Source organism: Streptomyces sp. NPDC002499 (genome assembly GCF_053595415.1).
Genome location: NZ_JBSFXO010000001.1, coordinates 700,544 through 724,798 on the forward strand (window position 1 = coordinate 700,544; position 24,255 = coordinate 724,798).

Below are 24,255 nucleotides of genomic sequence, written 5' to 3' on the forward strand. Positions count from 1 at the left end.
CGTCGTTACGCTCAACCACTCCTTCCTCGAACGGCGGTCTGTCCGCCGTCATCCGGTACACCGAGTACGGCAAGTACCAACCCACCGGAACGCCCGCTCACCGCATCACACCCAGAGCTTGACGGCCTCAAGCCAGCGCGTGTTCTCCAGGGCGCCCCCGAAGATGTAGCCGGGGCGTGGCTCGGTACAGTCCGCACTGCCCCAGTCGTAGCCGTGGACCTTGGTCGACCGGCAGAGCTGGCCGCTGCCGATGTTGATGGCGAAGCCCGTCATGTAGGGGGCGCCCGACTTCGTACTGCCGATGTAGTTGTTCTTGCCGTCGCCGACGATGGCCGTCCACCGTGGTTTCCATTTGCCCTGGCCGCTGGTCGACCTGGCATCGTGGACGAAGGCGTTGGCGGCCGAGCCGGCTCCTCCGTACACCGCGATGTTGAGGGCCTTGATCGGATGGGTCCCGCTCGTCGTTCCGGCGAGTGTGCCGTCACACACGGGCTTCTGCCAGCCCTGCCCGGAGAGGTACGCGCGGTAGCAGATGTGCCGCCCGGACGGGTCGCTCCGGTGGAGCCGGTTCACCGCCGTGGCGGCGGTGTCCTGCGCGGGCTTCGCGGTCACGGTGGCCCGCGGGGGCCTCGCGGTCACGGTGACGGTGACCCCACTCACGCCTCCGGCTCCTCCGGCTCCTCCCACTCCTCCTCCCTTCTTCGGGGCCTTCGCACTCCCCGAGGCTTTCGGCTTGGCCGACGGTGAGGCGGTTGTCGCACTGGGCGGTGTGCTCACGGCCGAGGAGGTGTCCGATTCCGTGTCCTCGGCCAGAGGAGTCCCTGTCTCGCTGCTCGAACGGCCCGCTTGCTTCTGGCGCCCCGAGTCGTCCGGTGCACTGCTGCCCAGGATCACCAGCGGAACGACGACCAGGGCGGCCACGCCCAAGGCCACCGGTCCCACGACCAGGGGTTTGTAGAGCAGACCGGGCGACTTGTACTCGTCGTCCGACTGACGCGTTCCGTTCCTCGGGGCGACCATCGGACCGAGGCGAACGACGGGCGGGGGTGGCGCGGGGGGTCGCCGCTGGTGCTCACGCGTGTACGCCTCGGCGTAGAAGCCTTCGTCGTCTTCGTTGCTGTCGGCGGAGTCGGCGCCATCGGGATCTTCGGCTTCGTCGGCTTCGGCTTCGGCTTCGTCCTCGTTGCCGTCGGCTTCAGCTTCAGCTTCAGCTTCAGCAGGATCGGATACCGCTGCGGGTCCGAACGGCGCCGTACCTACATCGACTCGGGCGGACTCGGGCGGCGCATCCTGCTGCTCCTGTTGCTCCAGAAGGCTGCTCGAACCGTCCGGGGCGACCTCGACGAACGCCACGTAGCCCGCGGAGGGGTCGGAGATGGTCGCCGTCACACTGGCGTTCAAGTCACGTGCGTATCCCTGGAGTCTGTCGAGGATCGCGGCGTCGACCGACTCTCCGTCCGCGACCGGTACGGGTTCTCCGTCGATGGCGGCCGAGCCGTCTCCGGAGATGACCACCGCGTGGCGTGGCCCCGGCCCGGACGAGCCCCTGGCGGATTCCGGCCTGCTGGGATCCGGTGGTTCCTCCGGCACGGCGTGGTCGTTCCCCGTGACCGGTTCGTCCGTCTCTTCCTCTTCACCCCGGCTCATGGCTCTTCCTTTCTGACGCGTCCCGGCCGAACGGCCCCGATCGGGAACGGTGTGGCGGTCCCCGGGTAGCGCAACGGGCGCCCGTACGGGAATGGTTCAATCCCTCGGACGAGCGAATAGTGACGATCCGACCAAGAGGTGACATTTCGTCAGGCGGCATCTGTGGAGGGGATGTTGAGTACAGTCCGGGGATGAACGGCTACGAGACTTCCGTGTGTTTCGCCGTCCTGGGGCCGGTCCGGGCCTGGCGCGGTGAAGAGGAACTGGACCTTGGTTCGCCACAGCAGCGGGCCGTCCTGGCAGCGCTGCTGTTGCGGCGGGGACGCGCCGTCGCACTCGCCGAACTCCTCGACGCGGTCTGGGGCGAGGAACAGCCCGCGGCTGCCGTGTCGGTGCTTCGGACCTATGTGTCGCGCCTGCGCAAGGCGATCGAGTCAGGGCGGGAGGCGGCCGGGACCGGGAGTGTGGTGGTGTCGGTCGGGGACGGGTACCTGATCCGTCTGCCGGAGGACGGCCTGGATCTCAGCGTGTTCGAGCAACGGGTCACGGAGGCGAGGAAGCTGCACGCCGCCGGGGAACTGTCCGAAGCCGCCGAACTGCTGCGCGCGGCGCTCGACGGATGGCAGGGCGCGGCGCTGGCCGGTCTCCCCGGCCCGCTGGCCGAGTCCGAGGGCTCCCGGTTGAACGAGGTGCGACTGGTCGCGCTGGAGACCTGGCTGGACATCGAGGTAGAACGCGGACGCCACAGCGAAGTGGTCGCCGAACTGATCGCGTTGACGGGTCAGTACCCGCTGCGGGAGCAGCTGTGCCGGCTGCTCATGCTGGCGCTCTACCGGTCCGGGAGGCAGGCCGAGGCACTGGCGGCCTACCGCAGTACGCGGAGCACCCTGGTGGCCGAGCTGGGCATCGAACCCGGTACGCCGCTGCAGAACCTGCACGACCGCATTCTGGCGGCCGACGCGTCCCTGGACGCCCTCCCGCCGGGGCGGCCGGTGCCGCCGGCCCCTCCGGTGCCCCCCGCCCCACCCCCTCTCTTACCGGCGGCCCGCCCGGCACAACTGCCCGCCGATCTGCCGACGTTCGTCGGTCGACACGCCGAACTCGACCGGGCCCGCGCCCTGTTGTCCGAGCAGGACGGCCCTCCGGCCACCGTGGTGATCAGCGCGATCGGCGGTATGGCCGGTATCGGCAAGACCACCCTGGCCGTGCACTGGGCGCACGAGATGGTGGACCGCTTCCCCGACGGACAGCTCTACCTCAATCTGCGCGGCTTCGATCCGACCGGCTCCCTGGTGACGCCGGACGAGGCCATCCGCACTCTCCTCGGCGCACTCGGCGTCCCCCCGATGCGGATTCCCGCCGGCCTCGATGCCCAGACTGCTCTCTATCGCAGCATGCTCGCCCAGCGGCGGATGCTGATCCTGCTCGACAACGCCCGTGACACCGACCAGGTCCGCCCCCTGCTGCCCGGCTCCTCCGGCAGCCTGGTCATCGTCACCAGCCGCAACCGGCTCACCGGCCTGGTCGCCGGCGAAGGGGCTCATCCGCTTCTTCTGGACCAGCTGACGCCCGCCGAGGCACACGACCTCCTGGCCCGCCGGCTCGGCACGGACCGGCCGGCGGCGGAACCTCAGGCGACGGACGAGATCATCACCCGGTGCGCCCGGCTGCCGCTGGCGCTGGCCATCGTCGCCGCCCATGCCGTCGCCCACCCCGGCTTCCCGCTCAGTGCCATCGCCGGAGAACTGCGTGACAGCCACGGCAGCCTCGACGCCTTCGCCTCCGGCGACGACATCACCACCGACGTACGGGCGGTCTTCTCCTGGTCGTACAAAGCGGTGTCGGATCCCGCCGCGTGCCTGTTCCGCCTGCTGGGCCTGCACTCCGGACCTGACATCTCCGCACCGGCCGCCGCGGCCCTCGCCGGGCTCCCGCTGCGGGACGTCCGCGCACTGCTCGTCGAGCTCACCCGCGCTCATCTGCTCACCGAACACTTCCCGGGCCGCTACACCCTGCACGACCTGCTGCGTGTCTACGCCGCCGAACGCGTCCACGCCGAGGAGACGCCCCTGGAGCGGGAGCGTGCCGTGGGGCGGCTGCTCGCCTGGTATCTGCACACCGCGGACGCCGCCTACCCGCACATCACCCCGCAGCGTCGCCGGATCCCGCTCGAACCGCTGCCGGACCTGTGCAGGCCCCTGGAGTTCACGACGCACGACCAGGCCCTGGACTGGTGCGAGACCGAGCGGGCCAACCTGGTCGCCGCGGTCCACCAGGCGGCGGGGTCCGGGCGGCCGGGTATCGCGTGGCGACTGCCTGCCGTGCTGTGGGGGTTCTTCTACCTCCGCAGCCATACGCACGACTGGGTCGACACCGCGCGGGCGGGCCTGGCCGCCGCCAGTGCCGACGGCGACCGCCGGGGCCGGGCTCAGGGCTACGCGGATCTGGCCGCCGCGCTGCGCGGTTCGGGTCGGTTCGACGAGGCCATCGACCACTTCCGCCGGGCGATGGTCGCCCACCGAGAGCTCGGTGACGCGGACGGCAGGGTGTCGGCCGTGACCAATCTGGGCGACGCCTATCTCCAGTGCGGCCAGCTCGACAAGGCCGCGGAGTACGTCCGCCGTGGGCTGGCCGTCGAACGGATCATCGGCAGCCCCTGGGGGATGGGAATCTGCCTGTGCAACCTGGGCGACGTGTACCAGCGGCAGGGCAGATTCGACGAGGCCGTCGGCTGCTTGGAGGAGGCGTTGACCGTCCTGCGCGCCAGCGGCAACGCCTGGGTCGAAGGCGTCACCCTCGACATCCTCGGTACGGCTCATCGCGGCCTCCGTCGCTACGACGAGGCCGTCAAGTACTACCACCAGGCCCTCAAGACACACCGGGACGTCGGCAACCGGTGGGGAGAGGGCCACACCCTGGGCAACCTCGGTGACGTCCAACTGGCCGCCGACGAGCCGGAGGCCGCCCACGACAGCTGGCGGCAGGCACTGGCCATCTTCGAGGAGTTCGACCATCGGGACGCCGCGAAGATCCGCGAGCGCCTGGGCAGTCCGGCGGACGCTCCACCGGACGCCGAAGCGCGGACCGCGGCGTCGAAGAGCGCCGCCTGACCCGGGCCTCCGATCGGTCACGACCTGGCCGTGCCCCCAGGGGGGAGCGGGGACACGGCCAGGCTGCACCCGTACAACGGGTGGGAGGCCAGGACGGTTCAACTCCCCGTTCAACTCGCGTCGTGGTACGCACGGCCGCTGGCATTGGCGGTCGTACCGTCGTAGAGGCCGGTCGGGCTGGTCTGCGTGGACAGCGTGAACCACGCATAGCGCTCCACGAAGCTCAGGCTGTCCAGCATCCGAGTCGACGACTTGATGAAGTCGATCTGTTCCCGCTCGCTGGGATAGCGGGGAGTGCGCTGGGAGAAGTCGATCAGGCCGTACTCGGTCAGCCAGACCGGCTTGTGGTAGCGGTCCCGGACTGCTTGCAGATAGCCGCGCAGCTGGTTGGCCGCGTCCGGGCCGAAGTCGGAGCCGTACCAGTGCAGCGGGATGAAGTCGACGCGCAGGTTGCGGTCGGCGGCTCCCTTCATGAAGCGGTCCAGCCAGCCGCCGTCCAGGTTGCCGCCGCCGGCGACCGCGGGTGCGCCCAGGCGCAGGCCGGTGGCTTCCAGCCGGGGCCACAGGTCGAGGGCCTGCTCGGGCGTCATGTTCGACTGCTTGCCGTTGTCGGGTTCGTTGAAGCCGAGCAGTTCCTTGGTGCCGCCCTGCGTCGCGGCGCTCAGTTCGGCGTCGGTGACGGAGCCGGGGCCCCAGATCATCGGGACGTAGTCGACGCCGTCCGGCTTGGTGACCGCGCCGGTGGAGGAGGCCCAGTTGAGGTACCAGGAGGCGCCCGAGGCGGCGAGCGCCTGGGAGGCACCGTCGACGGGGTTGAGGCTGACGCCCTTGCGGCCCGGGGCGGCAGTGGTGACAGGCGCGGGCTGGGCGGTGGCGGCGTCGGCCGGGGCGGTGGTGCCGGTTCCGAAGGCGACGGTCAGACCGCTGCACCTGGTGCACTGGTACATGACCTTGTTGCCCGGCTCGGCGTCCTGCTTCGACCAGGCGTACGCCGTCGGGCACTTCTCGTTGACCATGTCGCTGTACGGGGTCTTCGCGTCCCGGTTCGGGTTGGTGCAGACGAGCGGCCGTCCGGTGACCGGGTCCTTGGTCACGTCCTCGGCCGGACAGGAGGACAGGAAGTCCCGCACACAGCCGGCCACCGCGCACTCGCCGCTCGCGGGCGGGGTCACGTCGTCGGGGGTGATGGTGACCGGTACCGAGACGGCGTTGACGTAGCTGACGTCGTACCAGGGGGCCAGGGTGTCGGCCGGGTCGAAGTTGAACTCGGCGAGTCCGGTGGGCTGTTCACCGAGGGAGCAGTGGTCGACGTAGGGTCCGCAGTCGCCGACGGCGCAGTGGAAGGTGCTGCCGTCGTCACCGGTGCAGCCTTCGCGGGCGAAGAACTTGCCGCGCCAGTGACCGGCGCCCTCGTGCTCCGGGATGGTGACGGTGGCGGACTGGCCGGGGCCCAGGACCGGCAGGCCGGTGAGGGCGGCGGAGCCGTCCGCGTTGACCGTGCTGCCGATCCAGATGTGGCTGCTGGTGTTGTTCTGGAAGGTGACGGTGTGGTCGGCGACGTCGGCTGCCGTTGTTTCGTTGATGTTCTGGGTGTCGGAGTGGTGGACCTGGATTCCTATGGCGGTGCCGGTGACTCCGACGACGACCAGGAGCAAGGCCAGGAGGAATGATGTGCGTCTCCGCATAGGGGGTGCCTTTCCATCGGCTTGCACGCGGAATTCCCCTTGGGGCGATGGCTAGTTCGGTGGCGTGGGGTGCGGTACCCCGAGGCCATCGCGTCGACCGGATCCGGTCCCGGTTTCCGGTCCCCGTTGCCGGGGCCGGCTCGTCGGCGCCGCCGGTTCGAAGCCCGCCGGCAACGGTGGCAGACCCGCGGGCAGCGGTGTGTCGGAGCTCCATGGGGCGCCGGTCGGTCGCCCCGCCGGTCGGGGCGCGTCCTGACGGGGGCGGACGCCCTCGCCGCCCAGGTTCCGGCGGCGCTCCAGCAGCCCCTGTGACGCGAGCCGCCACGTGCGAGCGATGGTCATGTCCGTACCTCCCCGTCCGCCCGGCGGTGATCTGTCGGCTGGGCACCGACGCCGGGTTGTGCGGCACAACGGGGCGCGTGTGCCGGAAGGTTCAGTTCCGTTGCACCTTCGTCAGCCGGAACCACGGAGGGCGAGGCACCCCGGGCCGTGCGCCGGCCCCGCGCCGTCCGCCCGTGAGGTTGAACCATGCGTCCTGGAGGCCCGTTGCACCGTCTGCGCGCACACTTCCGTGCGGTCCGCCCACGAGAGAAGCGATGAGAGCAGCGAAGCGAAAGGGGCGCCGTGGCCAACACCAACCCGCTCCCCCGGCAGCGCAGGCGGTTGACCAAGTCGCCTCCCACATCCCCGCGGGACTCACCCTGGAGGTCTCTGGCACGAGATCTGATCGGCGACGATCTCCGGGCGACGTCGAGCACGCGCGATCTGTCGGACGCCCTCGCGCAACTGTGGCGACGGCTGACGGGGCGCGGCTCCGAAGAGCGAGCGGCCCCCTCGTACGGTGGTGGAAGCGGAGGAGGTGGCGGGGGCCGCGCATCAGAGATGTCCGACGAGGCCGCTCTCCCGTCCAGCGACACCGTTCCACTGTTGCCGGCTCTCACGCCCGCGCAGCACCACATGAACCAGCTCTCCGTCGACGACCTTCAGAAGGTCACGCACGAGATGCTGGAGCTGATATCGAACGACACCGGGCTGCAGAGGGCGTACAAGAACAACCGGATCCCGGTACTTGAGGAGCTGCTCAACCGGACCGCACCGGAGAACCAGCCCGCGCCCCGGACCCACCGGCCGCCGCCTCCGGACACGCGGAGCAGGTGGGAACGTCCACCTGTGGAACCGTCTCGTAGGCAGGAGTCCTCACAGCCGGGCTCACCTGAGATGCGGGAAAGTCCGCTGGCGGAACCCGTGACGTTCGCGACGTTCCGAGGTGGTCCCCAACACCCTGAGCCGCTGGATGTGTTCAGGGCGGAGACGCAGGACGACATGCGGTCCACGGTGAATTACACCGAGGACTCCGCCCACCACGGGCCGCCTTCGGAAGAGGAAGCCCACTGGCCTCTCAGCGCCGCGGCGGAGGGAAACCTGGCGGCCAACGGCCGGGAGTCGCCTTCTTCCCAAGCGGTGATGCGGAACGCCGCCAGCTATCTCAGGGAGCAACGGGGGAGGGTGGATTCGCCTTCTCCGGCGCTCGGCAGCAGCGCCAGTTCCACACCCCGCTCGGTCTCTCCGGCGCAGTCTATTCCACCTCGGCCAGCGAATCCGTCCCCGCGTCTTCGATGACCCGGGGAATATCCCGAAAGGATCGAGAAGTGACCGCGACAACAGTGAATACCGAACCGACGACGAGTCCCGCACCGGAGAAGAAGGCCGAACCGGAGAAGAAGGCGGAGTTCATCCTCTATCTGGAGGGCTCCGCATACGACGACGCACTGCAGGGCCTTGTCGACTGGGTACGGTACTTGCTGCTGCCGGTCTACGGCAGGGAGACCACGTCCTCCGCCCCGTGGTGTTCCCGCTGGTGGGAACACCCGGAAGCGGTCGCGCAGTTGCACGCCCTGTGGATGTCCTGGCAGGACCTGACGGGCCCCGGTTCCGCGCTCAGCGGCCCGCTCAACTGGCATCGCGACTGCCTGGGCCACGTGATGGCCTCGCTTCGCGACCCTTCCGGTCCGTTCGCCGGCTGCAAGAAGGGCAACCATCGGGCCAAGGAGGCCCCGACGGCGGATGACTACGGCTTCTGACGTCGGCGTCGAGGAATTCACCAAGATCTCCTCCGAGGCCGTTGAACCCTCTCCCCCTCCGTCCCGTTGAGTTCTCGCGGAAGCACGAACAATTCCGGTTCGCACACCGAGAATTCCGGAGGTACGCACCATGGGTGAAAAGCCCGACGGAAGCTGGCAGGGAGAAGGCACCGAGGTATCTCTGAGCCTGACCCCCGAACAGAACACCGCAGTGAAGTTGTTTCATCAGGCCGGGGTGGAGCGTCGGCCGGCCTACGACGCGATGATGCGCGACGTCGCCGCCGCCAACGCGCATCTCGGCATGGTGCTCGTGGGAGACACGGGCGAGGGCCCGATCGAGCACTCCCTCAAGGGTCTGGACTCTCTGCGGCGAAAGGTCGCGAGTCAACTCCCCGACTACGAGAACGTGGTCGAAGACGTCCTCGCCGACGTCAAGGACCTGCACCGCTACTCGTCGGCCACCGAGCCCGCGAACTACACGGAGGCGGCCGAGGGCGCCGTCGGCCATCTGACCGCCCAGAACGCGGAGTTCATCAAGTTCAACCACACCTGGCGCCACCCCGTCTACAAGGGCAGCAACGCCGTGATCAAGCCGTCCGTCCCGGTCGCCGCCACGGACCCGGAGGTGCGCGCCTTCCAGAACGACAGCCTCGTTCGGGACACCGCGAACAAGATCGCGGCGCATGAGAAGGACCCCACCGACGTCGAGCCCCCCATCCCGGTGACGACCCTTGAGATGCAGCCCAACGGGCTGGGCGCCCCCTGCGAGTTCCAGATGCACACCCCGGGCAACCTCAAGGTCAAGGACAAACTGCATCTGCCCTACGAACTCCAGCGCTCAGGCATGCTGGAGAAGAAGTACGGTGCCGAGGCCAAGGACTACGTGCGGGCGACCGACTACGTGATGGCCTCGATGTACCAGGGCCGCACCGATGTCGTACCGGACCATCTGGATCGCCTGGACACGCTGACGCGGTCGTTGCCGGTCGGCAAGGTGGTGGACGGTCCCGCGTCCATTCCGGAGCCGAAGCCGGAAGCGCTGGCCCAGGTGCAGCGGATTCTGTACGCCATGGAAGCCCTCCAGAGCCAGCAGCCTCTGCAGCGGAGGAACAGCAACCAGTCGCTCTACGAGCAGGCGATCGATGCGGCGAACAGGCCCGCGGTCACTCGCACGAACAGCGCGCCGGGCGAAATTCCCGTGCACACACCCCCGGCGGTGCCCGCCAACCACCACGCCGCGGCACCGGGCCCGGCGCCTGTAGGGCGCTGACCGAGCCGCATCGGAGCAAGTGAAGGAAGGAGGAGCCGGATGGCATACACCTATTGGGCCCACGAGATGGACATGCAGGAGTTGGGCACCGCCACCAGCCTGTGGCGGCACTCCGATGCCACGAGCTGGGAGTTCCGGTCTCTGATCGACAACCAGTGGCATCCGCACCGTTCCGACGGGGGGCCGAGCGCACCGAACCCGAGCGAGGCGAGCCGACTGACGGAGCAACAGGCCAGAGACATGGCCAGGAACGCTCCGCGGGACATGTACGTGTACACCCAACGCCTGATCGGCGACTCGCAGAAACCCGGGGCTGTGTCACGGCGCGTGCCCAGCCCGGAGAGCTTCCAGGACCAGGTGTTCTCGGTCGAAGGCAGTGGGGGCAAATGGAAGCCCACCAACAGCCTCGCCGAATTCACCAACACGTACAGCGACGACCGGCCCAACCTCCGGCTGATCAGTCATGAGGCCGCGCGACGTCATGTCGAGAGAAGAGGGAAGGACGCGCTCAACGAGTTCGACCGGCCGTTCAACCCCAACACGGCGGTGAATCAGAAGCGCGCGGCCATGGCACAGGCGGGAAAGTTCCAGTCGTCCCTCGGCACCTTGGCTGAGGCCGGCGACAAGCCCAGTCCCCCGGCGTCGCCCCACTTGGCCTCCGCCCATCCGAAAGTAGTGGTGAAGTAGTCCACACCACAGCCCGAGCGCCCTGTCCACCACCCAGGTGGACAGGGCGCTCGGCCTTGCCCTCAGGCGACGCACACCCAGGACACGCGCACCGCCGGCTCACGCGTCCGGCCGCACCACCCCCAGAATCTCCATCGAAGCCGCCGGCGACTCGTACACGTATCGCCCCGGCCGCGGCGCCGAGATGATGTTCCCTCCCCCGGCGTAGATCGCCACATGGCTCGCGTCGGAGAAGTAGATGATCAGGTCTCCGGGTCGCATGTCCTCGATGGGGACGTGCTTCAGCTGGGCCCACTGCATTTCCGACGTGCGGGGGATCGTGACGCCCGCCGCCAGCCACGCCTGGCTCGTGAGGCCGGAGCAGTCGTAGGAGTCGGGCCCCTCGGCGCCCCAGACGTAGGGCTTGCCGATCTGCTGGGCGGCGAATGCGATGGCCTTCCGGCCGGCGGTCGTCGCGTCGGTGCCGACCTTCTTGAGAACGCCCGTGCTCTCCCACCTCGCCTGGGCCTGTTCGGCCTCCTTCTTCTCCAGGTCGGCGAGGCGAGCCCGCTCCTTCGCGGCCAGCGAGGACTCCAACGCCTTCGCCTCGGCGATGTGGCGCTCGATCGTCCTGCGCTGCGTCGCCATCGCGCGAAGGCTCGCCCGCAACCGCTTCAGTTCCGCCGCCGCCTCGTCCGTGCGGGTGCGCAGGGCCGACTTCGTCGTCTTCAGTTCGGTCAGCAGGTTCTGTGTGTTCTGTTGGGCCTGGAGCGCCAGTCCCGCGTTGTCCAGGGCCCGACCGGGGTCGCTGGCCAGCGCGAACTGGAGCTCGGCGGGCACGCCACCGCCGCGGTACTGGGCCCTGGCCGTCGCTCCGGCCAGGGAGTTGAGGCGGGTCAGTTTCGCCTCGGTCGTGCGGACCTGGGAGGTGAGTGAACCGACGCGCCGCTTCTGTGCCTTCACCTTGCCGTCGGCCGCGTTGTACTTGTCGGTCGCCACCTCCGCCTGGTGGTACAGGCTCTCCAGTGTGTTCTGTACCTCGGTGAGGGTCTGAGGGTCGGCTCGGGCGCCCTGTTGGCTCGCCGCCGTCAGGGCGCAGGCCAGGGCGACGGCTGTCGCCGCCCGGTAGCCGTGTGTGCGCAGGGGCCGTCTCATCTGGGCCGAAGCTCCCTTCGTACGCATTGGTGAGGATGCGTACGCACAACGGGCGCCACCCGTACGGCGGTTCAGTGAAGAGGTGACGGCGTGCACCGGTGGCGGGGCTCGGGCCTGAACCCGCGGCGCGCGGGAGACGTTGTGCGCGAAGAGGTAGGACGGCCGGTGAAGGGGACCGTATGGACGCCAAGTTGCTGCTGCTCACCCTGTGCACGGGGGTGGGTCTCGGGTTTCTCCTTCTCGCCGTACGGCAGTTGCTGACCGTGGCGCGGCTGTGGGTGCGGGGAGTGCTCGTGACGGGCACGGTGATCCCGCGCGTCGCGGGCGACCGGCGGCGGACCGGGCTGGTGATGTTCACCGACCACCTGGGGCGGCCCGTCGTCGTCGACACCGGCACGTACGGCACGCTGCGCGGGCTGCCGCAGGTCGGCGGGACGGTGCCCGTGTGCTATCCGCGCAACCGGCCCACGGCGGCCCGGCTCTGGACCCCCCGGTATCTGCTGTCGCCGGCGTTCGGATGGTTCCTGATGTCGACCGTGGTGTTCGTCTGCGGAACCCGGCTGACGCGGTGAGCGGGTGCGAGGCGGTCGGTCCCCGGCGGGTCCAGGACGTCGACGTGCTCCGTGGATTCGCCCTGTTCGGCATCCTGCTCGTCAACGCCCAGCTGATGGCGAGTCCTTACACCGCGTTCGGCGGCGGTCCTCATGCCTCCGGCGTCGACCGGGGTGCCGCCTGGGCGGTGACCGCGACCACCACCCTCTATCAGCTGTTCTCGTTCCTCTTCGGCTACAGCTTCGTCCTCCAGGAGCGCTCCGCGGGGCAGCCGGGCGGGGGGTCCGCCGGACGCCATCTCCGGCGTACGGCAGGGCTGTTCGGCCTCGGGCTCGCGCACGCGGTGCTGCTCTTCAGCGGCGACATCCTGATGACGTACGCCGCCCTGGGGCTGGTCCTGTACGGCCTGCGCGGGCTGAGTCCGCGGGCCGCGCTGCGGGTGGCGGTCTGTCTGGTGGTGGGCCTCGCGCTGCTGCTGCTCGGGTACGGGCTGCTGACCGTCGCCTTCACGCGACCGGTCACCCCGGGGCAGTACGCCCCTGAGGTCGCGCACAGTGTGGCCGCGTATCGCGGCGGATTCCTGTCGGTGGTCGGGGCACGTCTGCACGAGCTGCCGACGGCCCTGGGCGCGAACCTGCTGTACACCCCCGACATGCTGGCCGCGTTCCTGGCCGGCCTCGCGGCGGCCAAGGCGGGCCTGGTGGAGCGGCGCGGCCGGGACCGGAAGTGGCTCAGGGATGTCGTCGTCAGGTGGCTGCCGGTCGGCCTGGCCGGCGGTGTGGTCACCGCGTGCTGCGCGAACGGACCGCTGGACAGCCGCTGGTTCCTGGTCGGACACGCGGTGTCGCTGCTGACCGCGCCCGCGCTCACGGCGTCGTACGCCTGCGGCCTGCTCCTGCTGCTGACCGCTGTGCGCCCGGCGGCGGCGCGGGTGCTGGCCGCCTCCGGGCGCATGGCCCTCACCCAGTACCTCTCCCAGTCACTGGTCCTCGCGCTCGTCTTCACCGGTTACGGCTTCGGTCTCTACGACCGGGTCGGCACCGCCGTCGTCCTCGCCTGGTGTCCGGTGCTGTACGGCGCCCAACTCGCCCTGGGCGTATGGCTCATGGGGCGGGTGCGGTACGCGCCGGCCGAGCTGGTGCTGCGGACCGTCACGCTCGGGCGGCGTCCCGGTAACTCTCCAGGTCCACGACGTTCTCCTTCTCGAGGGTCAGGCCCGGACCCGGCAGGGGACGAGCCGCTGCGCGTTCCGTGATGGCCGCCGTCTCCGCCTTCGCGGCCGCCGAGATCTCCGCGGCGCCGGGCTCCTTGTACCAGGGGCGCAGCCGGATGAGGGCCGGCTTGACGCCGGTGGCGAGGAGCAGGGCGGTGCCCTTGGGGAGGGCGCGGATCCGGTCGGGCGGCAGGACGGACTCCTGACGGTAGGAGTAGGAGCGCGAGGTGCCGTCCTTGCTGCGGGAGATGCTCGGGGTCTTCACGTCGTGCTGGCCGACGAGAGTGGAGATCTTCTGCACGAAGTCGGCGTCGTCCAGACCGGCGCCGAGGAGTTTGACGGTCGCCGCGCTCCACAGCGCGTCCATACCGACGTCGCCCCACACGCGGGCGCCCTGGCGGTAACTCTGAAGCAGGGTCACGACGTTGATGCCGCGCGAGCCGAAGTGGGAGTACAGGTCGGGGAGATCGGAGATGCGGCACACGTTGGCCGCCTCGTCGAGGACCGCGGTCAGCGGCGGGTCGAGCCGGCCGCCCATCCGCTCGGCGGCCACGACACCCGCCCGCATCGTCGCGTCGGCGAGACCCGCGATGACGCCGGCCGCCGAACCGCCACCGTCCTTGGACAGCAGGTAGAGGGTGTCGGTGCCCAGGACGTGCTCGTTCGGGCGGAATTCCGGGAGTTCGGGATCGGGTGTGACCCAGGCGAGGATCTCCGGGTCGAGGAGGCAGGACGCGGTCTGGCGGGCGGTCTCGTAGATGCCGTCCCGGGTCTCCACCGCGCCACGCACCGTGCCCTGCAACTGCTCGGCCATCGCGACCAGTCCGACCTCGCGGAGCAGGTCGATCGGGGTGCGGTCGGCGGGGTCGGAGAGCCAGGCCAGCAGCTCGGACAGCGGAGCCCGGCCGCGGGCGGCCGCCAGGAAGAGCGCGGTCAGGGTGTTCTGGGCGGCCGAGATCCAGAAGTCCTTCTTCGCGGTGTCGTCGTTGACGGACGCCACGAAGTGACCGGCCATCCGGCGGGCGCCCTCGATGGTGTGGCACTCGCCGAGGATGTTCCACCACATGGAGCGCGGGGCGTGGGCGATGCCCTGCGGGTCGAACGTCCATACCGTGCCCGCCTTTTCGCGCTGGGCGCGGGTGACGGCGTACACGTCGGACTTGTTGGAGGTCAGCAGGACCGCGCCCTGGGCGCGCAGCACCCGGGGCACGGCGATGCCGGTGGACTTGCCGGCGCGCGGCGCCATCAGGTCGAGCTCCACGTCCTCGTAACTGCTGCGCAGTTCGGGGCCCTTGGGGTCGAGGTCGCCGAGGAGGTTGCCGGTCTCGTCGGGGTGGAGTTCCTCGCGGCCCTTGAGGGTGGGGCGCAGTTCGCGGGCGCGGGCTTCGATGCCCTTGGGGCACATGGCGGCAAGTTCGCGCTTCCCCGCGAGGCCCTTGGGTGCCTTGCCGCGGTCCATGAAGAAGTTGACGGCGAGGGCGGTGGGCACGGCGATGAGCGCCAGCATGCCGAGCATGCCCGCGTAGAGCACGGCGGCCTGGGTGCCCGGCCACAGCGCGGTCGGTCCGTCGGAGACCAGGGTGGAGACGGTGGACATGGCGAACGGCGGGGCGTCCCAGCCGGCGCCCGAGAGGCCGGCGCCGAAGGTGCCGCCGGCCCAGACGACGGTGAAGGCGAGGGTGCCGAAGGCGGCCAGCGCGGCGACGGCCCACTGCGTCTGGTCGCCGAGGTCGGTGCTGCGGGGTCCGCTCACGCCGTCCACCCCCTGACCGACTCTTCTCCGGCGGGAAAGCCCGGGTCGGCGGGGAGCGAGAGGGGGGTCGGATCGCCCGGGAAGGCCAGGGGCAGCGGCCCGTCCTGGGAGAGCCTTGCGACCTCCTGGGCGGTGCGGGCGGCGGCCTGCTCGATGGCCGCCTCGTTGGTCGTCCAGCGGGTGTTGGTGTTGTGCAGCTCGCGCTCGGCGTCGGTGATGGCGACCTTGATCGGGATGCCGGGGCGGCCACCGACCTTGATGAGGAAGCGACCACGGCCCGGGGGTTCCTCGTCCTCGCCCCGCACGCCCCAGCCGGGCGGCGAGGACCAGGACGACACGAGGTCGATCTCGCGGCGGGAGAGTCCGACGACCTTGCCGAGGTCCTCCATCTCGGTCTTCGGCAGTCCGGCGCAGACGACCATGCCGGCGCGCTCGACGAAGCCGCGCGCCTTGGCGCGGTCGGCGTCGGTGCCGAGGGCCTCGGCGTCCTTGAGGGTGTGGGTGATCTTCGCGTCGCCGAGGCCGAGGGAGCGGTTGAGACGGGTGAGCGCGTCGATGCGGTCGACGATGCCGGAGGCCGCGCGCAGCGGGCGCCACAGCTCGTCGAGGACGGTGAAGAACCAGCGCCGGGGCGCCAGTCCGGCGTCCGCGAGGGCGTGCGAGGCAGCGACCGTGCCGAGGCCGTCGGACCAGGCGGCGAGCATCGCGGCGGCGGTGAGCTGGGTGTCGGCCTCCCCGATGCCGGAGATGTCGATGCACACGGCGGGTGCGTTCGCGTCGATCCGGGTGGACGTCTCGGAGGCGAAGGTGTCGCCGAGCGGGCCGTCGAGGATGCCGAGCAGGGAGCGGTGCAGCGGGTCCACGGCGTCCCGGTAGCGGGCGTCGTCGCCGCGGTCGAGGGTGACCGCGCGGACCCGGTCGGGGCCCTCGGTGAGGACCCGCAGCACGTCGGGCAGCAGCACCGGGCGGCCGGGCATGGTGCGTTGGCGAAGGTGGTGCAGGACGGCGGAGAGCACGGACTGCTCGTGGTCGTCCATGGGCCGGCCGCGCACGATGGTGATGAGGGCGGCGACCATGTTCAGCACCCGGCCGTGGGCCTCCGCCTTCAGCACCTCGCCGGCCTCGCCGCCGATCTTCGCGGCGGCCTCCCCCATGGCACCCGGGTCCAGGACGTTGATGCCGCCCCGGCCGCGGCCGATGGAGATGACCTGGCCGCCGAGCGCGCGGACGGTGTCGGCGTAGTCGGGCTTGAGGTCGCCGAGGACCAGCGGGACGACACCGGTCGCGGCGAGCCCGATCAGCATCCTGTTGATGAGGGTCGACTTGCCCAGGCCGGGCATGCCGAGCATGAACAGGGAGGGGTTGGAGATGTAGCGGGCCCGGGTGAACCAGTTCAGCGGGTCGCCGCAGACCGTGGCGCCGGTGGACAGATGCTGTCCCAGCGGCACTCCGGTCATGGGCGAGCCCGAACCGGCGGCGAACGGCCACATGCCGCAGGCCTGCACCGTGGTGGCGCGCCACATGGTGGGCGGGTCCATGTAACCGACGCGGCCACCGCCGGCCCCCTGCCAGCCGCGGGCCGGGATGTACAGCTCCCGGGGCTTGGCGGGGCCCTTCTCCCTGCCGCCGCGCTCGGCGCCGGACCCGGCCTTGGCCTTGGCGGACTTCTTCGCGGCGGCCCGGGCGCCGAATCCGTCCAGGCCGACCAGCCCCGACCCACCGTCGGCGAGGTCCCGGAGCGCCGCTTCCTCGGCCAGCCGGTCCGCTCGCTCGGCCAGCTTCTCCTCGCTTCGGCGGCTCACAGCGCCTCCTGCAGTTCGTGCGGGACGAGGGTCTGTTCCCACGGAAGGATTCCGGCGGGCAGGGTGCAGCTGAACGCGGCCGCCTGCATCCGGTCGGCGGGGCGCATCAGCACCCGGGACGCCGCGGTCAGATTGCGTACGGTGACGCTGGCGTCGGCGAGTTCCTCCAGGTTGTCGACGGTGACCGTCAGCATCAGGGAGAACTCCACGAGTCCGGCGCCGGACGCCTCCTCGGCGGCGGTCTGTTCGGCCGCCCGCACCTCGGAGGCCGCGCGCGCCTGGACCATGCCCTTGCCGGACGTGGCCATGAACTGGGCGCTGCGCCGGTCGGCCTCGACGATACGGGCCGAGGTGGCGGGGTCGATGGCCCGGTAGACCAGGGCGACCCGCTTGCGCCGGGTGCCGGGGGCGGCCTCCAGCATGCCGCGCAGGACCGAGGAGCGGACGGTGCCGCGGGGTGCCAGGGTCAGCATCCAGGTGCGGGAGACACCCGAGTCGTGCTGGTAGGCGTTCACCGTCTCCACGGCGGCGGCGGGACCGGCGTCGTCCCACTCCAGGCCCGTTCCGCCCTCCAGGGCACGGGCGTTGAGGACATCGGCGGCGACGGCGGGGTCGTAGGCGACCCGGACGACCTCGGCGATCCGCTCGGCCGACAGCGGGTAGGCGGCGCCGCCGCCGGCCGCGACGAGACCGCTGAGCAGGCCGGGGATACGGATGGCCAGTTCGGTCATCACGTCCTCCTTCCTGCGCTTCTGGCCCGCCGGGTTGCCGTAGGTGAGGGTGACGTAGGTATGCATCTCGGAGGAGGCGCTCGGGTAGCGGTCGACGACCTCCTCCATCACGGCGCGGGCCGCGGCCGGCGCGTTCGGGTGGATGCGGGGCAGCACCTCGTGGGCGAGCCGGGTGCCGGGGTCGGGGGCCGTCTCCACGATCACGGTGGCGCCCTTGAGGCCGGGTTCGTGGGAGAGCCGGGCCAGCCACTCGCCCCACAGCGCGACCCAGACGTCGACCTGGTCCGGATCGATCAGCGAACCGCCGTCGGGGTCACAGCCCAGGACGATCGTGTACAGGTCGCGCTGCGGGTGGTGCAGGATCCCGAAGGGCCGGTCGTAGGCGTCCCGGCCCTCGCTCGCGGTGACCTTGTTGAGCAGTCCCGGCGGACGGAACCGGCCGCCGGGCCGCGCGGACAGCGGGCCCGAGACGTAGAGGTGCGCTCCCGCGGCCTTCCGGCGCCACCAGCCGACGCGCAGGGCGAAGAGCTGGTAGACGTTGCGGCCGTCCTGGGTGCGGATGGCGAGCGGGATGAGGAACAGGACGACCGGTACGAACACGATGATCGCCGCGTACAGCGAGATCAGGGACGCCAGCAGGGTGGCGACGAGGCCGCCGAAGATCACGAAGGTGCCGAGGAGTCCGAGCGGTCCGAGCCCCGCGCGCCTCGGCCTGCGCCAGTTCCCGTAGGTCGGATGGGAGACGGCTTCCGTGGACATGTGACCGGTTTCCTTTCGTGAAGTGACGCTGTTACGCCGTGAGTTGGGGCCGATGGGGAGACCGCCGGGCGCCCTGGGGAAAGGGCGCCCGGCGGCGGTTCGACAGGGGAGGCGACACCTGGCGGAGGTAGGGGCGTACCGCCTGGATGTCGTGGACTCCCCCGGTATCACTTGTTGTTGCCGAGGTCTCCGTCGCCGCCCTCGACGGCACCGGAGACGGTCGAACCCGCGGTCTGGGCCGCGGCCACGGCCGCGAGGATCGCGATACCGGCGGGGCCGCCCAGCGCCGCTCCGGCCTCCTTGCCCGCACCGCCCGCGGCCTTGCCCGCGCCGCCACCGCCCTTGCTCGCCCCGCTCGGACCGCCCGAGCCGGACGCGCCGTCCGAACCGCTTCCGCCGGACGCCCCGTCACCACCGGAGGTACCGGCCGCCCCACCGGTGCCGCTCGCTCCGCTCGGGCCCTTCTGTCCGCTGTCTCCGCCGGACCCGCCGGACCCGCCGCTCATGGCACCGACCTGTACGGCACCGGTCGCCAGCTGGTTGCCCGCCTGGCCCATGGCGGCCATCGGGTCGCCGGTGCCCATGGCAGCGGTGGCGGGTACGACGAGCTTCAGCAGCGCGGGGAGCGCGATGGCGGAGAGCAGCATCACGCCGATGCCGGCGATACGGGTGTTGACGTTGGGGTTCGTGCCGGTCTTGCCCTGGCTGATCATCGTCATGCCGGCGTTCAGCACGAGAGCGACCGCGGGCTTGTAGAGCAGCCAGGAGATCATCCAGCCGATGTGCTTGCGCCACCAGCCCGCGCCCCAGTCCGTCATCGAGGCCGCGGCGGCCAGCGGCAGGGTGCCGAGCATGATCATCATGACGCCGAGCCGGATGTACATCAGGATCGTGTGCAGGATGCCCGCGAGCAGCAGCAGGAAGGCGAGGATCAGCAGCAGGAAGGACTGGATGTCGCTGTTGTCCCCGCAGGCGCCGATGTTGTCCAGGGCGTTCTGTACGGAGTCGTTGAACAGGTAGGTGGAGTAACTGTCCGCGACCCTTGCCGCGGCCAGGCAGATGGTGGTGGCCGCGCCCGCGACGAGGATGACGCGCAGGATGCCCTTCAGCGCGGTGACACCGGCGGTGCCCTTGCGCTCGATCGCCATCTTGCCCGCCGCGAACAGCAGCGAACCGACGGCCAGATAGACCACGATCCACGATGTCTTGTCACTGAGGTCGTGCGAGGTGGTCGTGTCGTCCAGGGTCGGGACACTGTCGGCGAGCCCCGCGAACACCGCGATCGCGGCGGCGAGGATCGACTTCGCGATCAGGCCGATGACGGTCCCGACCGGGTCGCCGAGAAAGCTGAAGAACCCGGTGATCGCGTCCGCGAGCGGATTCCCGTTGCTGCAGGCCGCCACGTCAGACCCCCCAGAGTGTGTAGCCGACGGCGCTCTGCTCGGTGGCCAACTGCGAGTACAGGCCGCCGCTTCCGTCGGGCTGGATCTTCCAGTCGCCGCCGCTCCAGCGCACGGAGACGCTGGTCGCGGCATAGCCCTGCTCGTTCTTGATCAACAGCCTGACGGTCGCCGCCTCCCTGGTGTACGAGGTCACCTGGAACCCTGCGTAGGACGACGTGACCGGGGCCCTGTTCGAACTGTCCGTGTCCGGCACGGCGGTGCGCTGGAACACGAACAGTTCGCGTCCCTGCCCGGCGACCACCTGCTGGTCGGTGACGGTGCGCCACTGCGTTCCGCTCATCTGGGTGGGGATGTCGGTGGCGGCCAGCGCGGCGCCCATGGGTGTGTGCGCGAAGCACCACCACACGGCGCCCTCGATCCTGGTCGGCCCCGCCGAGGCCGAGACCGGCACCCGCCCGATGCTGAGCGGGTGCCAACTGATGTCCTTCGGCACGGAGGTGGGGATCGCGTCGCCCGCGCTGTCGTCGGTGCGGCAGCCGCCGGGACGGCCGTCCTTCTTGGTGGCGGTGCCGGACAGCGGGCCTTTGGACACCGGCGCCCCGGCACGGCCGCCGGAGCCCGAGCCCGACGTCAGCGTGGTGATCACGCCGAGGACGACGACCAGCGCGAGGAACCCCGCCGATGCCTGCCAACTGCGCTGCTTCCAGTACGGCCCGGACTCCTCGGACCGCTGTTCTCCGCGCTTGAAGATGCCCACTGTCCCGCGCTCTCTAGTTGAAGACGAACTGGACGATCGGGCCGGCCGTGGCCACCAGGACACAGCCGCCGAGCACCATGCCGAGGCGGCTCATGTGCTCCGAGCTCTCACCCCGCTTGACGGAGATGGCCATCATCGCGCCGGTGATCAGCACGCCGCAGACTCCGGCCGCGGTGCCGGCCCAGGCGAGGATGCCGAGGACGAGGTTGACCTTGGTGGTCAGCGGGCCGGGAGCGTTGCTCGTCGGCTGGGGGACGTTGGCGCCGCCCGACGGTGCGGGGACGACGGCGGCGAGGTAGTGGGAGGCTTCTTGGAGCATTGCGGACATGAGGATTCTCCGAGGAGTCGGCGCCCCGGACCGAGTGGTGGGCGGGGCGGTGAACTGGCAGTGCTGGAAGGCCTGTTGGTCTCAGGGCCCTTGAAGGGTCAGGTCGCCGAGGAAGGTGACGAGCGGACCGGCCGAGGTGGCGATCACACAGGCCAGGACGACGAAGAAGACACCGCGGAAGTGCTCACCGCCCTCGCCCGGGTCGCCGCGGCGCAGCTGGAGCGCCATCTGCATACCGACGATGATCAGTCCGGCGACACCACAGGCCGAGGCGCACCAGGAGAGGGTGTTGATGATCAGGTGACCGTCGTCGCCAGGGTCGTACCCGTCGGCCAAGTACTGCGCGGCGTAGGGGTGTTGGATCACGACCTGGCTCCCTCGCCGTAGACGTCGCTGCCCACCAGCCGGGAGAGCGTGACGAGTTGCCTGGGGACGTACTTCATCCGGCTGTCCGTGCGCCACGCCGGGATCCAAGGCACGCGGTGCACGCGGGCGACGGAGCGCAGGACCCGGATGCGGCGCAGCAGACCGAGCGGCAGCCGCCCGGGGGCGTCGGCGACGAGCACCACGGCCAGCAGTTCGAGCCCCTGCGGGGCGTTGCCGTCGTTGAGCGCGCCGAGCGCCCGGGACACGGAGCGCAGTCCGCTCGCGCTGGTCCGGCCGACCAGGACGATCCGGTACGGCTCGCCCCGCGCGGGCTCCGGCCAGCGGGCGCCCACGTCCACGCCGCCCAGGGCCTCGACCAGCGAGGTCGCGCCGGAGCCGCCGTGGGCCTTGACCCACCCGACGTCCTCGCGCGACCTGCCGCGCGCCGCCGTCCTGGGCCGCTTCGGCTGACCCCAGCCCTGCTGCGTCGGGCGGTCCGAAGGGGCCTTGCGCGCAAGGGAGTCGGACCGGGGTGCGGCCTGCCGCGCGGCGGGCGCCCCGGGGGCTGTGGTCTGCCGTGCGGCGGGTGCCGGGGGCCGGGAGACGGCCGGGGCGATCTGGCCCGGGGCGGGCTGTACGGCGCTCCGCGCCCGCGGTGCCGGTGCCTCCTGCCGCACGGGTGCGGACGGCAGCCCGCCGCCGAAACCCTGGTGCGGGGAGTACGCCGTCTGCCCCACCGGGGCGGCCGTGCCGCCGTCCGTCTCCGGGTGTGCCGGCTGCGTGGACTTGGGTCCCCGTACCCATGACTGCGGGATCGGTTGTGGTGCCGAAGGAGTGCCCACGATGTTTTTCCCGCCCCCCTCCTGGCTCGTGCTTCCGCTGCTCTGACTCATCCGGTTTCCGCTGTTCTGAACCTTTTCGCCACGGGCCCCGTTTCGGTCTACCGGGTCCGTCGGACAGCACAACGGGCCATGTGGCCACAGCGGTTCAAGACGAGTCGAAGAAGGCGGAGGACGCGGATGGGTGCCGCCGGGAGTGAGGACGGCGCGGGCTCGAACGCCGTCATGTACGGCGTGGCCGGTGCCGGCGTGGGCGGCTGTGTGATGATCCCGCTCGCCGTGGCGGGCGCCGTGCCGCTGATCATCATCTTCGGCGGGCTCGGGGTCCTGCTCGCCCCGCTCATCGCGCTGATCCTGCTCTTCGGCGGAGGGGGCGGCAGCGCCGACGACTACAGCAGCGACAACGACACCGCGAACCAGATGGTGGCCATCCTCCAGGGCGACGGAAAGGGCGAGTTGGACACCTCCACCGTCCCCGCGGACCTGGTGGACCCCATCCAGAAGGCCGGCGAGCAGTGCGACGCGATCGGCCCGATCGTCATCGCCTCCCAGTTGGAGAAGGCGTCCGGCTTCAACTCGGCCGTGGTCGGCCCGCACGGCGAGACGGGCATCTCACAGCTGACGCCGGACACCTTCGGCAAGTTCGGCAAGGACGACGACAACAACGGCAAGACGCAGGCGTCGGACAACAAGGACTCGATCATGGCTCTGGGCCGCTACATGTGCGATCTGGCGAGCCAGGGACAGACGTTGCTCGACAACGGCACGGTCGTGAAGACCACCGACAAGGACGGCAACACCACCAACAGCGTCCTGGACCTCGCCCTGGCCGGCCACGCCGTCGGCATGGACGCCGTGAAGGCGGCCAAGGGTGTCCCGCAGTCGAACGACGCCCTGAGCTATGTCCTCGCCATCCGCGCCCAGTTCGCCAAGTACCAGGGCATCGCCGCCCCGCCCTCGGGCGCCACCCCCGGCGTCACACCCACCTCGACGCCGACCCGCACGAACTGACACCCCCCCACTCCCCCAGTCCGCCGGACCCGCCGTACGAGGAAGACAGCCATGGACCAGGACCGCTTCAAGGTGTACGTCTCCGACGAAGGCCTCGCCGAGATCAACGGCGATCCGCTCGTCCCCGCCCCCGGTCAGTCCGTGCACGAGGCCGTGCTCGACGAGTTGCACCGGTACGCCGAGGAGTCCGGCGCGGCCGTGGAGGCCACGGTCGGCGACGGCCCCGGTACGGCCCACTTCGTCCTGCGGGTGCTGCCGGACGGCTCCAGCCACGTCCTCGCGCACGAATCCGGGGAAACACCGGAACCCGAACCGCGGTCGGCATCCGAGCCGGAACCCGAGCCTTCCACCGACCTCGCGTCCCCGCCGACGGTCACCTCGTCCGCCACCTCGACCTCCATGTCCACCTCCGCCTCCGCGTCCACCCCCACCTCCGCCATCGCCGGCGCGGTCGCCCGCGCCCGTGCCACGGCCGCCACCGGTACCGCAGTGCGGGAACCCGTCCCCGGCGTCGACCTGCCCCCCGCCGGACTCTCCGAACAGGTCGGCCGGATCAACGCGTTGGGGGTCGCCGGCCGGCTCGACGAGGCGTTCGCCAGGGCGACCGCGCTGCGCGAGCGCCTGACCGGTTCGGTGGGCGCCGAGCATCCGCACGCGCTGGAGGCGCGGGCCGTGGAGGCCTACCTCGCGTACCTGCGCGGCGACCACCGCGTGGCCGTCGTACTGGCGCTGGCCGTGGCCAGGATCCGGTGCGGTGCCCGCGACGAGCGGGCGCCGATGGACGTGGCGCGGGCGGCGGCGGCCTGGCAGCAGCTCGACGACTCCCGGGCCGCCGTCGCCCACGGGCACGAACTGCTGCACATGTGGGACATGTTGAGCCGTCGGGGCGCGCTGCCGCCCGGCCACACCGAACTCGCCGAAGAGGTCCGCAGACACGTGAAGGCGTTGGAGGGGGCGTACGTCTGAACCCTCCCGCGCGACCCCGCGCACTCCGGCGCACTGGCGCTGACCGGCCCGTCAATCGCCTCGTACACCAGGCGTCAAACAGACGTGGACCGTCCCTCGGAACACTCCGTTCCCCACGAGCACCACCCCCGGCGCGCAACCGGCCGGGGGTGGTCAACCCG

General features: G+C 70.7%; 19 protein-coding genes. 8 read left to right on the top strand and 11 right to left on the bottom strand.

Features of this window, described 5'->3' with window-relative positions; genetic code table 11:
* Window positions 1-105: 105 nt before the first annotated feature.
* Complete coding sequence (locus ACWD5F_RS03155; protein ID WP_451250504.1) at window positions 106-1,647, bottom strand: hypothetical protein; 1,542 nt, start codon at window positions 1,645-1,647, stop codon at window positions 106-108.
* Between the two features lie 191 nt (window positions 1,648-1,838).
* Between ACWD5F_RS03155 and ACWD5F_RS03160 the strand changes: the two genes are divergently transcribed.
* On the top strand, window positions 1,839-4,757 hold the full coding sequence (locus ACWD5F_RS03160) for a BTAD domain-containing putative transcriptional regulator (RefSeq protein WP_451250506.1): 2,919 nt from the start codon (window positions 1,839-1,841) through the stop codon (window positions 4,755-4,757).
* A 110-nt stretch (window positions 4,758-4,867) separates the two neighbouring features.
* Here ACWD5F_RS03160 and ACWD5F_RS03165 read toward each other — a convergent pair whose 3' ends face one another.
* Window positions 4,868-6,442, bottom strand: coding sequence for a glycosyl hydrolase (locus ACWD5F_RS03165; protein ID WP_451250508.1), 1,575 nt, complete (start codon window positions 6,440-6,442; stop codon window positions 4,868-4,870).
* 1,649 nt (window positions 6,443-8,091) lie between these two features.
* Between ACWD5F_RS03165 and ACWD5F_RS03170 the strand changes: the two genes are divergently transcribed.
* From ACWD5F_RS03170 to ACWD5F_RS03180, 3 genes are all read left to right on the top strand, one after another.
* On the top strand, window positions 8,092-8,523 hold the full coding sequence (locus ACWD5F_RS03170) for a DUF4913 domain-containing protein (RefSeq protein ID WP_451250510.1): 432 nt from the start codon (window positions 8,092-8,094) through the stop codon (window positions 8,521-8,523).
* A gap of 130 nt (window positions 8,524-8,653) precedes the next feature.
* Complete coding sequence (locus tag ACWD5F_RS03175) at window positions 8,654-9,793, top strand: hypothetical protein (RefSeq protein ID WP_451250512.1); 1,140 nt, start codon at window positions 8,654-8,656, stop codon at window positions 9,791-9,793.
* A gap of 39 nt (window positions 9,794-9,832) precedes the next feature.
* Complete coding sequence (locus ACWD5F_RS03180) at window positions 9,833-10,480, top strand: hypothetical protein (RefSeq protein ID WP_451250513.1); 648 nt, start codon at window positions 9,833-9,835, stop codon at window positions 10,478-10,480.
* A 99-nt stretch (window positions 10,481-10,579) separates the two neighbouring features.
* Here the strand turns inward: ACWD5F_RS03180 and ACWD5F_RS03185 are convergent, their stop codons facing one another.
* Complete coding sequence (locus tag ACWD5F_RS03185; RefSeq protein WP_451250515.1) at window positions 10,580-11,614, bottom strand: NlpC/P60 family protein; 1,035 nt, start codon at window positions 11,612-11,614, stop codon at window positions 10,580-10,582.
* Window positions 11,615-11,793: 179 nt separating this feature from the next.
* On the opposite strand from ACWD5F_RS03185, the gene ACWD5F_RS03190 reads away from it, so the two are divergent.
* Window positions 11,794-12,186, top strand: coding sequence for a hypothetical protein (locus ACWD5F_RS03190; RefSeq protein WP_451250517.1), 393 nt, complete (start codon window positions 11,794-11,796; stop codon window positions 12,184-12,186).
* A 44-nt stretch (window positions 12,187-12,230) separates the two neighbouring features.
* Complete coding sequence (locus ACWD5F_RS03195; RefSeq protein WP_451250519.1) at window positions 12,231-13,421, top strand: DUF418 domain-containing protein; 1,191 nt, start codon at window positions 12,231-12,233, stop codon at window positions 13,419-13,421.
* Here the strand turns inward: ACWD5F_RS03195 and ACWD5F_RS03200 are convergent.
* The 8 genes from ACWD5F_RS03200 to ACWD5F_RS03235 form a co-directional block, all read right to left on the bottom strand.
* Window positions 13,318-15,141, bottom strand: coding sequence for a type IV secretory system conjugative DNA transfer family protein (locus tag ACWD5F_RS03200; RefSeq protein ID WP_451250521.1), 1,824 nt, complete (start codon window positions 15,139-15,141; stop codon window positions 13,318-13,320). The two genes, ACWD5F_RS03195 and ACWD5F_RS03200, sit on opposite strands and share 104 nt — an antisense overlap.
* Entirely contained in the window at window positions 15,129-16,655 is a 1,527-nt protein-coding gene (locus ACWD5F_RS03205) for an ATP/GTP-binding protein (RefSeq protein ID WP_451251025.1), read from the bottom strand. The genes ACWD5F_RS03200 and ACWD5F_RS03205 overlap by 13 nt, the downstream gene beginning before the upstream one ends.
* Before the next feature lie 275 nt (window positions 16,656-16,930).
* The gene (locus tag ACWD5F_RS03210) at window positions 16,931-18,424 is read right to left on the bottom strand and encodes an SCO6880 family protein (RefSeq protein WP_401723475.1); all 1,494 of its coding nucleotides are present in this window, start codon (window positions 18,422-18,424) and stop codon (window positions 16,931-16,933) included.
* A 167-nt stretch (window positions 18,425-18,591) separates the two neighbouring features.
* The gene (locus ACWD5F_RS03215) at window positions 18,592-19,827 is read right to left on the bottom strand and encodes a hypothetical protein (protein WP_451250523.1); all 1,236 of its coding nucleotides are present in this window, start codon (window positions 19,825-19,827) and stop codon (window positions 18,592-18,594) included.
* A gap of 1 nt (window position 19,828) precedes the next feature.
* Window positions 19,829-20,584: a hypothetical protein gene (locus ACWD5F_RS03220; protein WP_451250525.1), complete on the bottom strand. Its 756-nt coding sequence runs from the start codon at window positions 20,582-20,584 to the stop codon at window positions 19,829-19,831.
* 13 nt (window positions 20,585-20,597) lie between these two features.
* On the bottom strand, window positions 20,598-20,912 hold the full coding sequence (locus ACWD5F_RS03225) for a hypothetical protein (RefSeq protein WP_401723467.1): 315 nt from the start codon (window positions 20,910-20,912) through the stop codon (window positions 20,598-20,600).
* A gap of 81 nt (window positions 20,913-20,993) precedes the next feature.
* Window positions 20,994-21,278: a hypothetical protein gene (locus ACWD5F_RS03230; protein ID WP_401723466.1), complete on the bottom strand. Its 285-nt coding sequence runs from the start codon at window positions 21,276-21,278 to the stop codon at window positions 20,994-20,996.
* Window positions 21,275-22,120 carry a hypothetical protein gene (locus ACWD5F_RS03235; RefSeq protein ID WP_451250528.1) on the bottom strand — a complete coding sequence of 282 codons (846 nt, stop codon included), beginning with the start codon at window positions 22,118-22,120 and terminating at the stop codon, window positions 21,275-21,277. Before ACWD5F_RS03235 ends, ACWD5F_RS03230 begins: the two co-directional genes overlap by 4 nt.
* A gap of 177 nt (window positions 22,121-22,297) precedes the next feature.
* Here ACWD5F_RS03235 and ACWD5F_RS03240 point away from each other — a divergent pair, with 177 nt between their 5' ends.
* Together ACWD5F_RS03240 and ACWD5F_RS03245 are read left to right on the top strand one after the other, a co-directional pair.
* Window positions 22,298-23,128, top strand: a complete 831-nt coding sequence (locus tag ACWD5F_RS03240) for a lytic transglycosylase domain-containing protein (RefSeq protein ID WP_451250530.1) — start codon at window positions 22,298-22,300, stop codon at window positions 23,126-23,128.
* A 51-nt stretch (window positions 23,129-23,179) separates the two neighbouring features.
* Complete coding sequence (locus ACWD5F_RS03245; protein ID WP_451250532.1) at window positions 23,180-24,094, top strand: hypothetical protein; 915 nt, start codon at window positions 23,180-23,182, stop codon at window positions 24,092-24,094.
* Window positions 24,095-24,255 lie beyond the last annotated feature (161 nt).

What these genes read in the sequence shown, in the direction of transcription:
- ACWD5F_RS03210 (WP_401723475.1), bottom strand. Translation starts at nt 18,424, where the DNA reads ATGTCCACGGAAGCCGTCTCCCATCCGACCTACGGGAACTGGCGCAGG.
- ACWD5F_RS03185 (WP_451250515.1), bottom strand. Translation starts at nt 11,614, where the DNA reads ATGAGACGGCCCCTGCGCACACACGGCTACCGGGCGGCGACAGCCGTC.
- ACWD5F_RS03180 (WP_451250513.1), top strand. Translation starts at nt 9,833, where the DNA reads ATGGCATACACCTATTGGGCCCACGAGATGGACATGCAGGAGTTGGGC.
- ACWD5F_RS03225 (WP_401723467.1), bottom strand. Translation starts at nt 20,912, where the DNA reads ATGTCCGCAATGCTCCAAGAAGCCTCCCACTACCTCGCCGCCGTCGTC.
- ACWD5F_RS03245 (WP_451250532.1), top strand. Translation starts at nt 23,180, where the DNA reads ATGGACCAGGACCGCTTCAAGGTGTACGTCTCCGACGAAGGCCTCGCC.
- ACWD5F_RS03240 (WP_451250530.1), top strand. Translation starts at nt 22,298, where the DNA reads ATGGGTGCCGCCGGGAGTGAGGACGGCGCGGGCTCGAACGCCGTCATG.
- ACWD5F_RS03160 (WP_451250506.1), top strand. Translation starts at nt 1,839, where the DNA reads ATGAACGGCTACGAGACTTCCGTGTGTTTCGCCGTCCTGGGGCCGGTC.
- ACWD5F_RS03155 (WP_451250504.1), bottom strand. Translation starts at nt 1,647, where the DNA reads ATGAGCCGGGGTGAAGAGGAAGAGACGGACGAACCGGTCACGGGGAAC.
- ACWD5F_RS03205 (WP_451251025.1), bottom strand. Translation starts at nt 16,655, where the DNA reads ATGTGGCGCGCCACCACGGTGCAGGCCTGCGGCATGTGGCCGTTCGCC.
- ACWD5F_RS03190 (WP_451250517.1), top strand. Translation starts at nt 11,794, where the DNA reads ATGGACGCCAAGTTGCTGCTGCTCACCCTGTGCACGGGGGTGGGTCTC.
- ACWD5F_RS03165 (WP_451250508.1), bottom strand. Translation starts at nt 6,442, where the DNA reads ATGCGGAGACGCACATCATTCCTCCTGGCCTTGCTCCTGGTCGTCGTC.
- ACWD5F_RS03175 (WP_451250512.1), top strand. Translation starts at nt 8,654, where the DNA reads ATGGGTGAAAAGCCCGACGGAAGCTGGCAGGGAGAAGGCACCGAGGTA.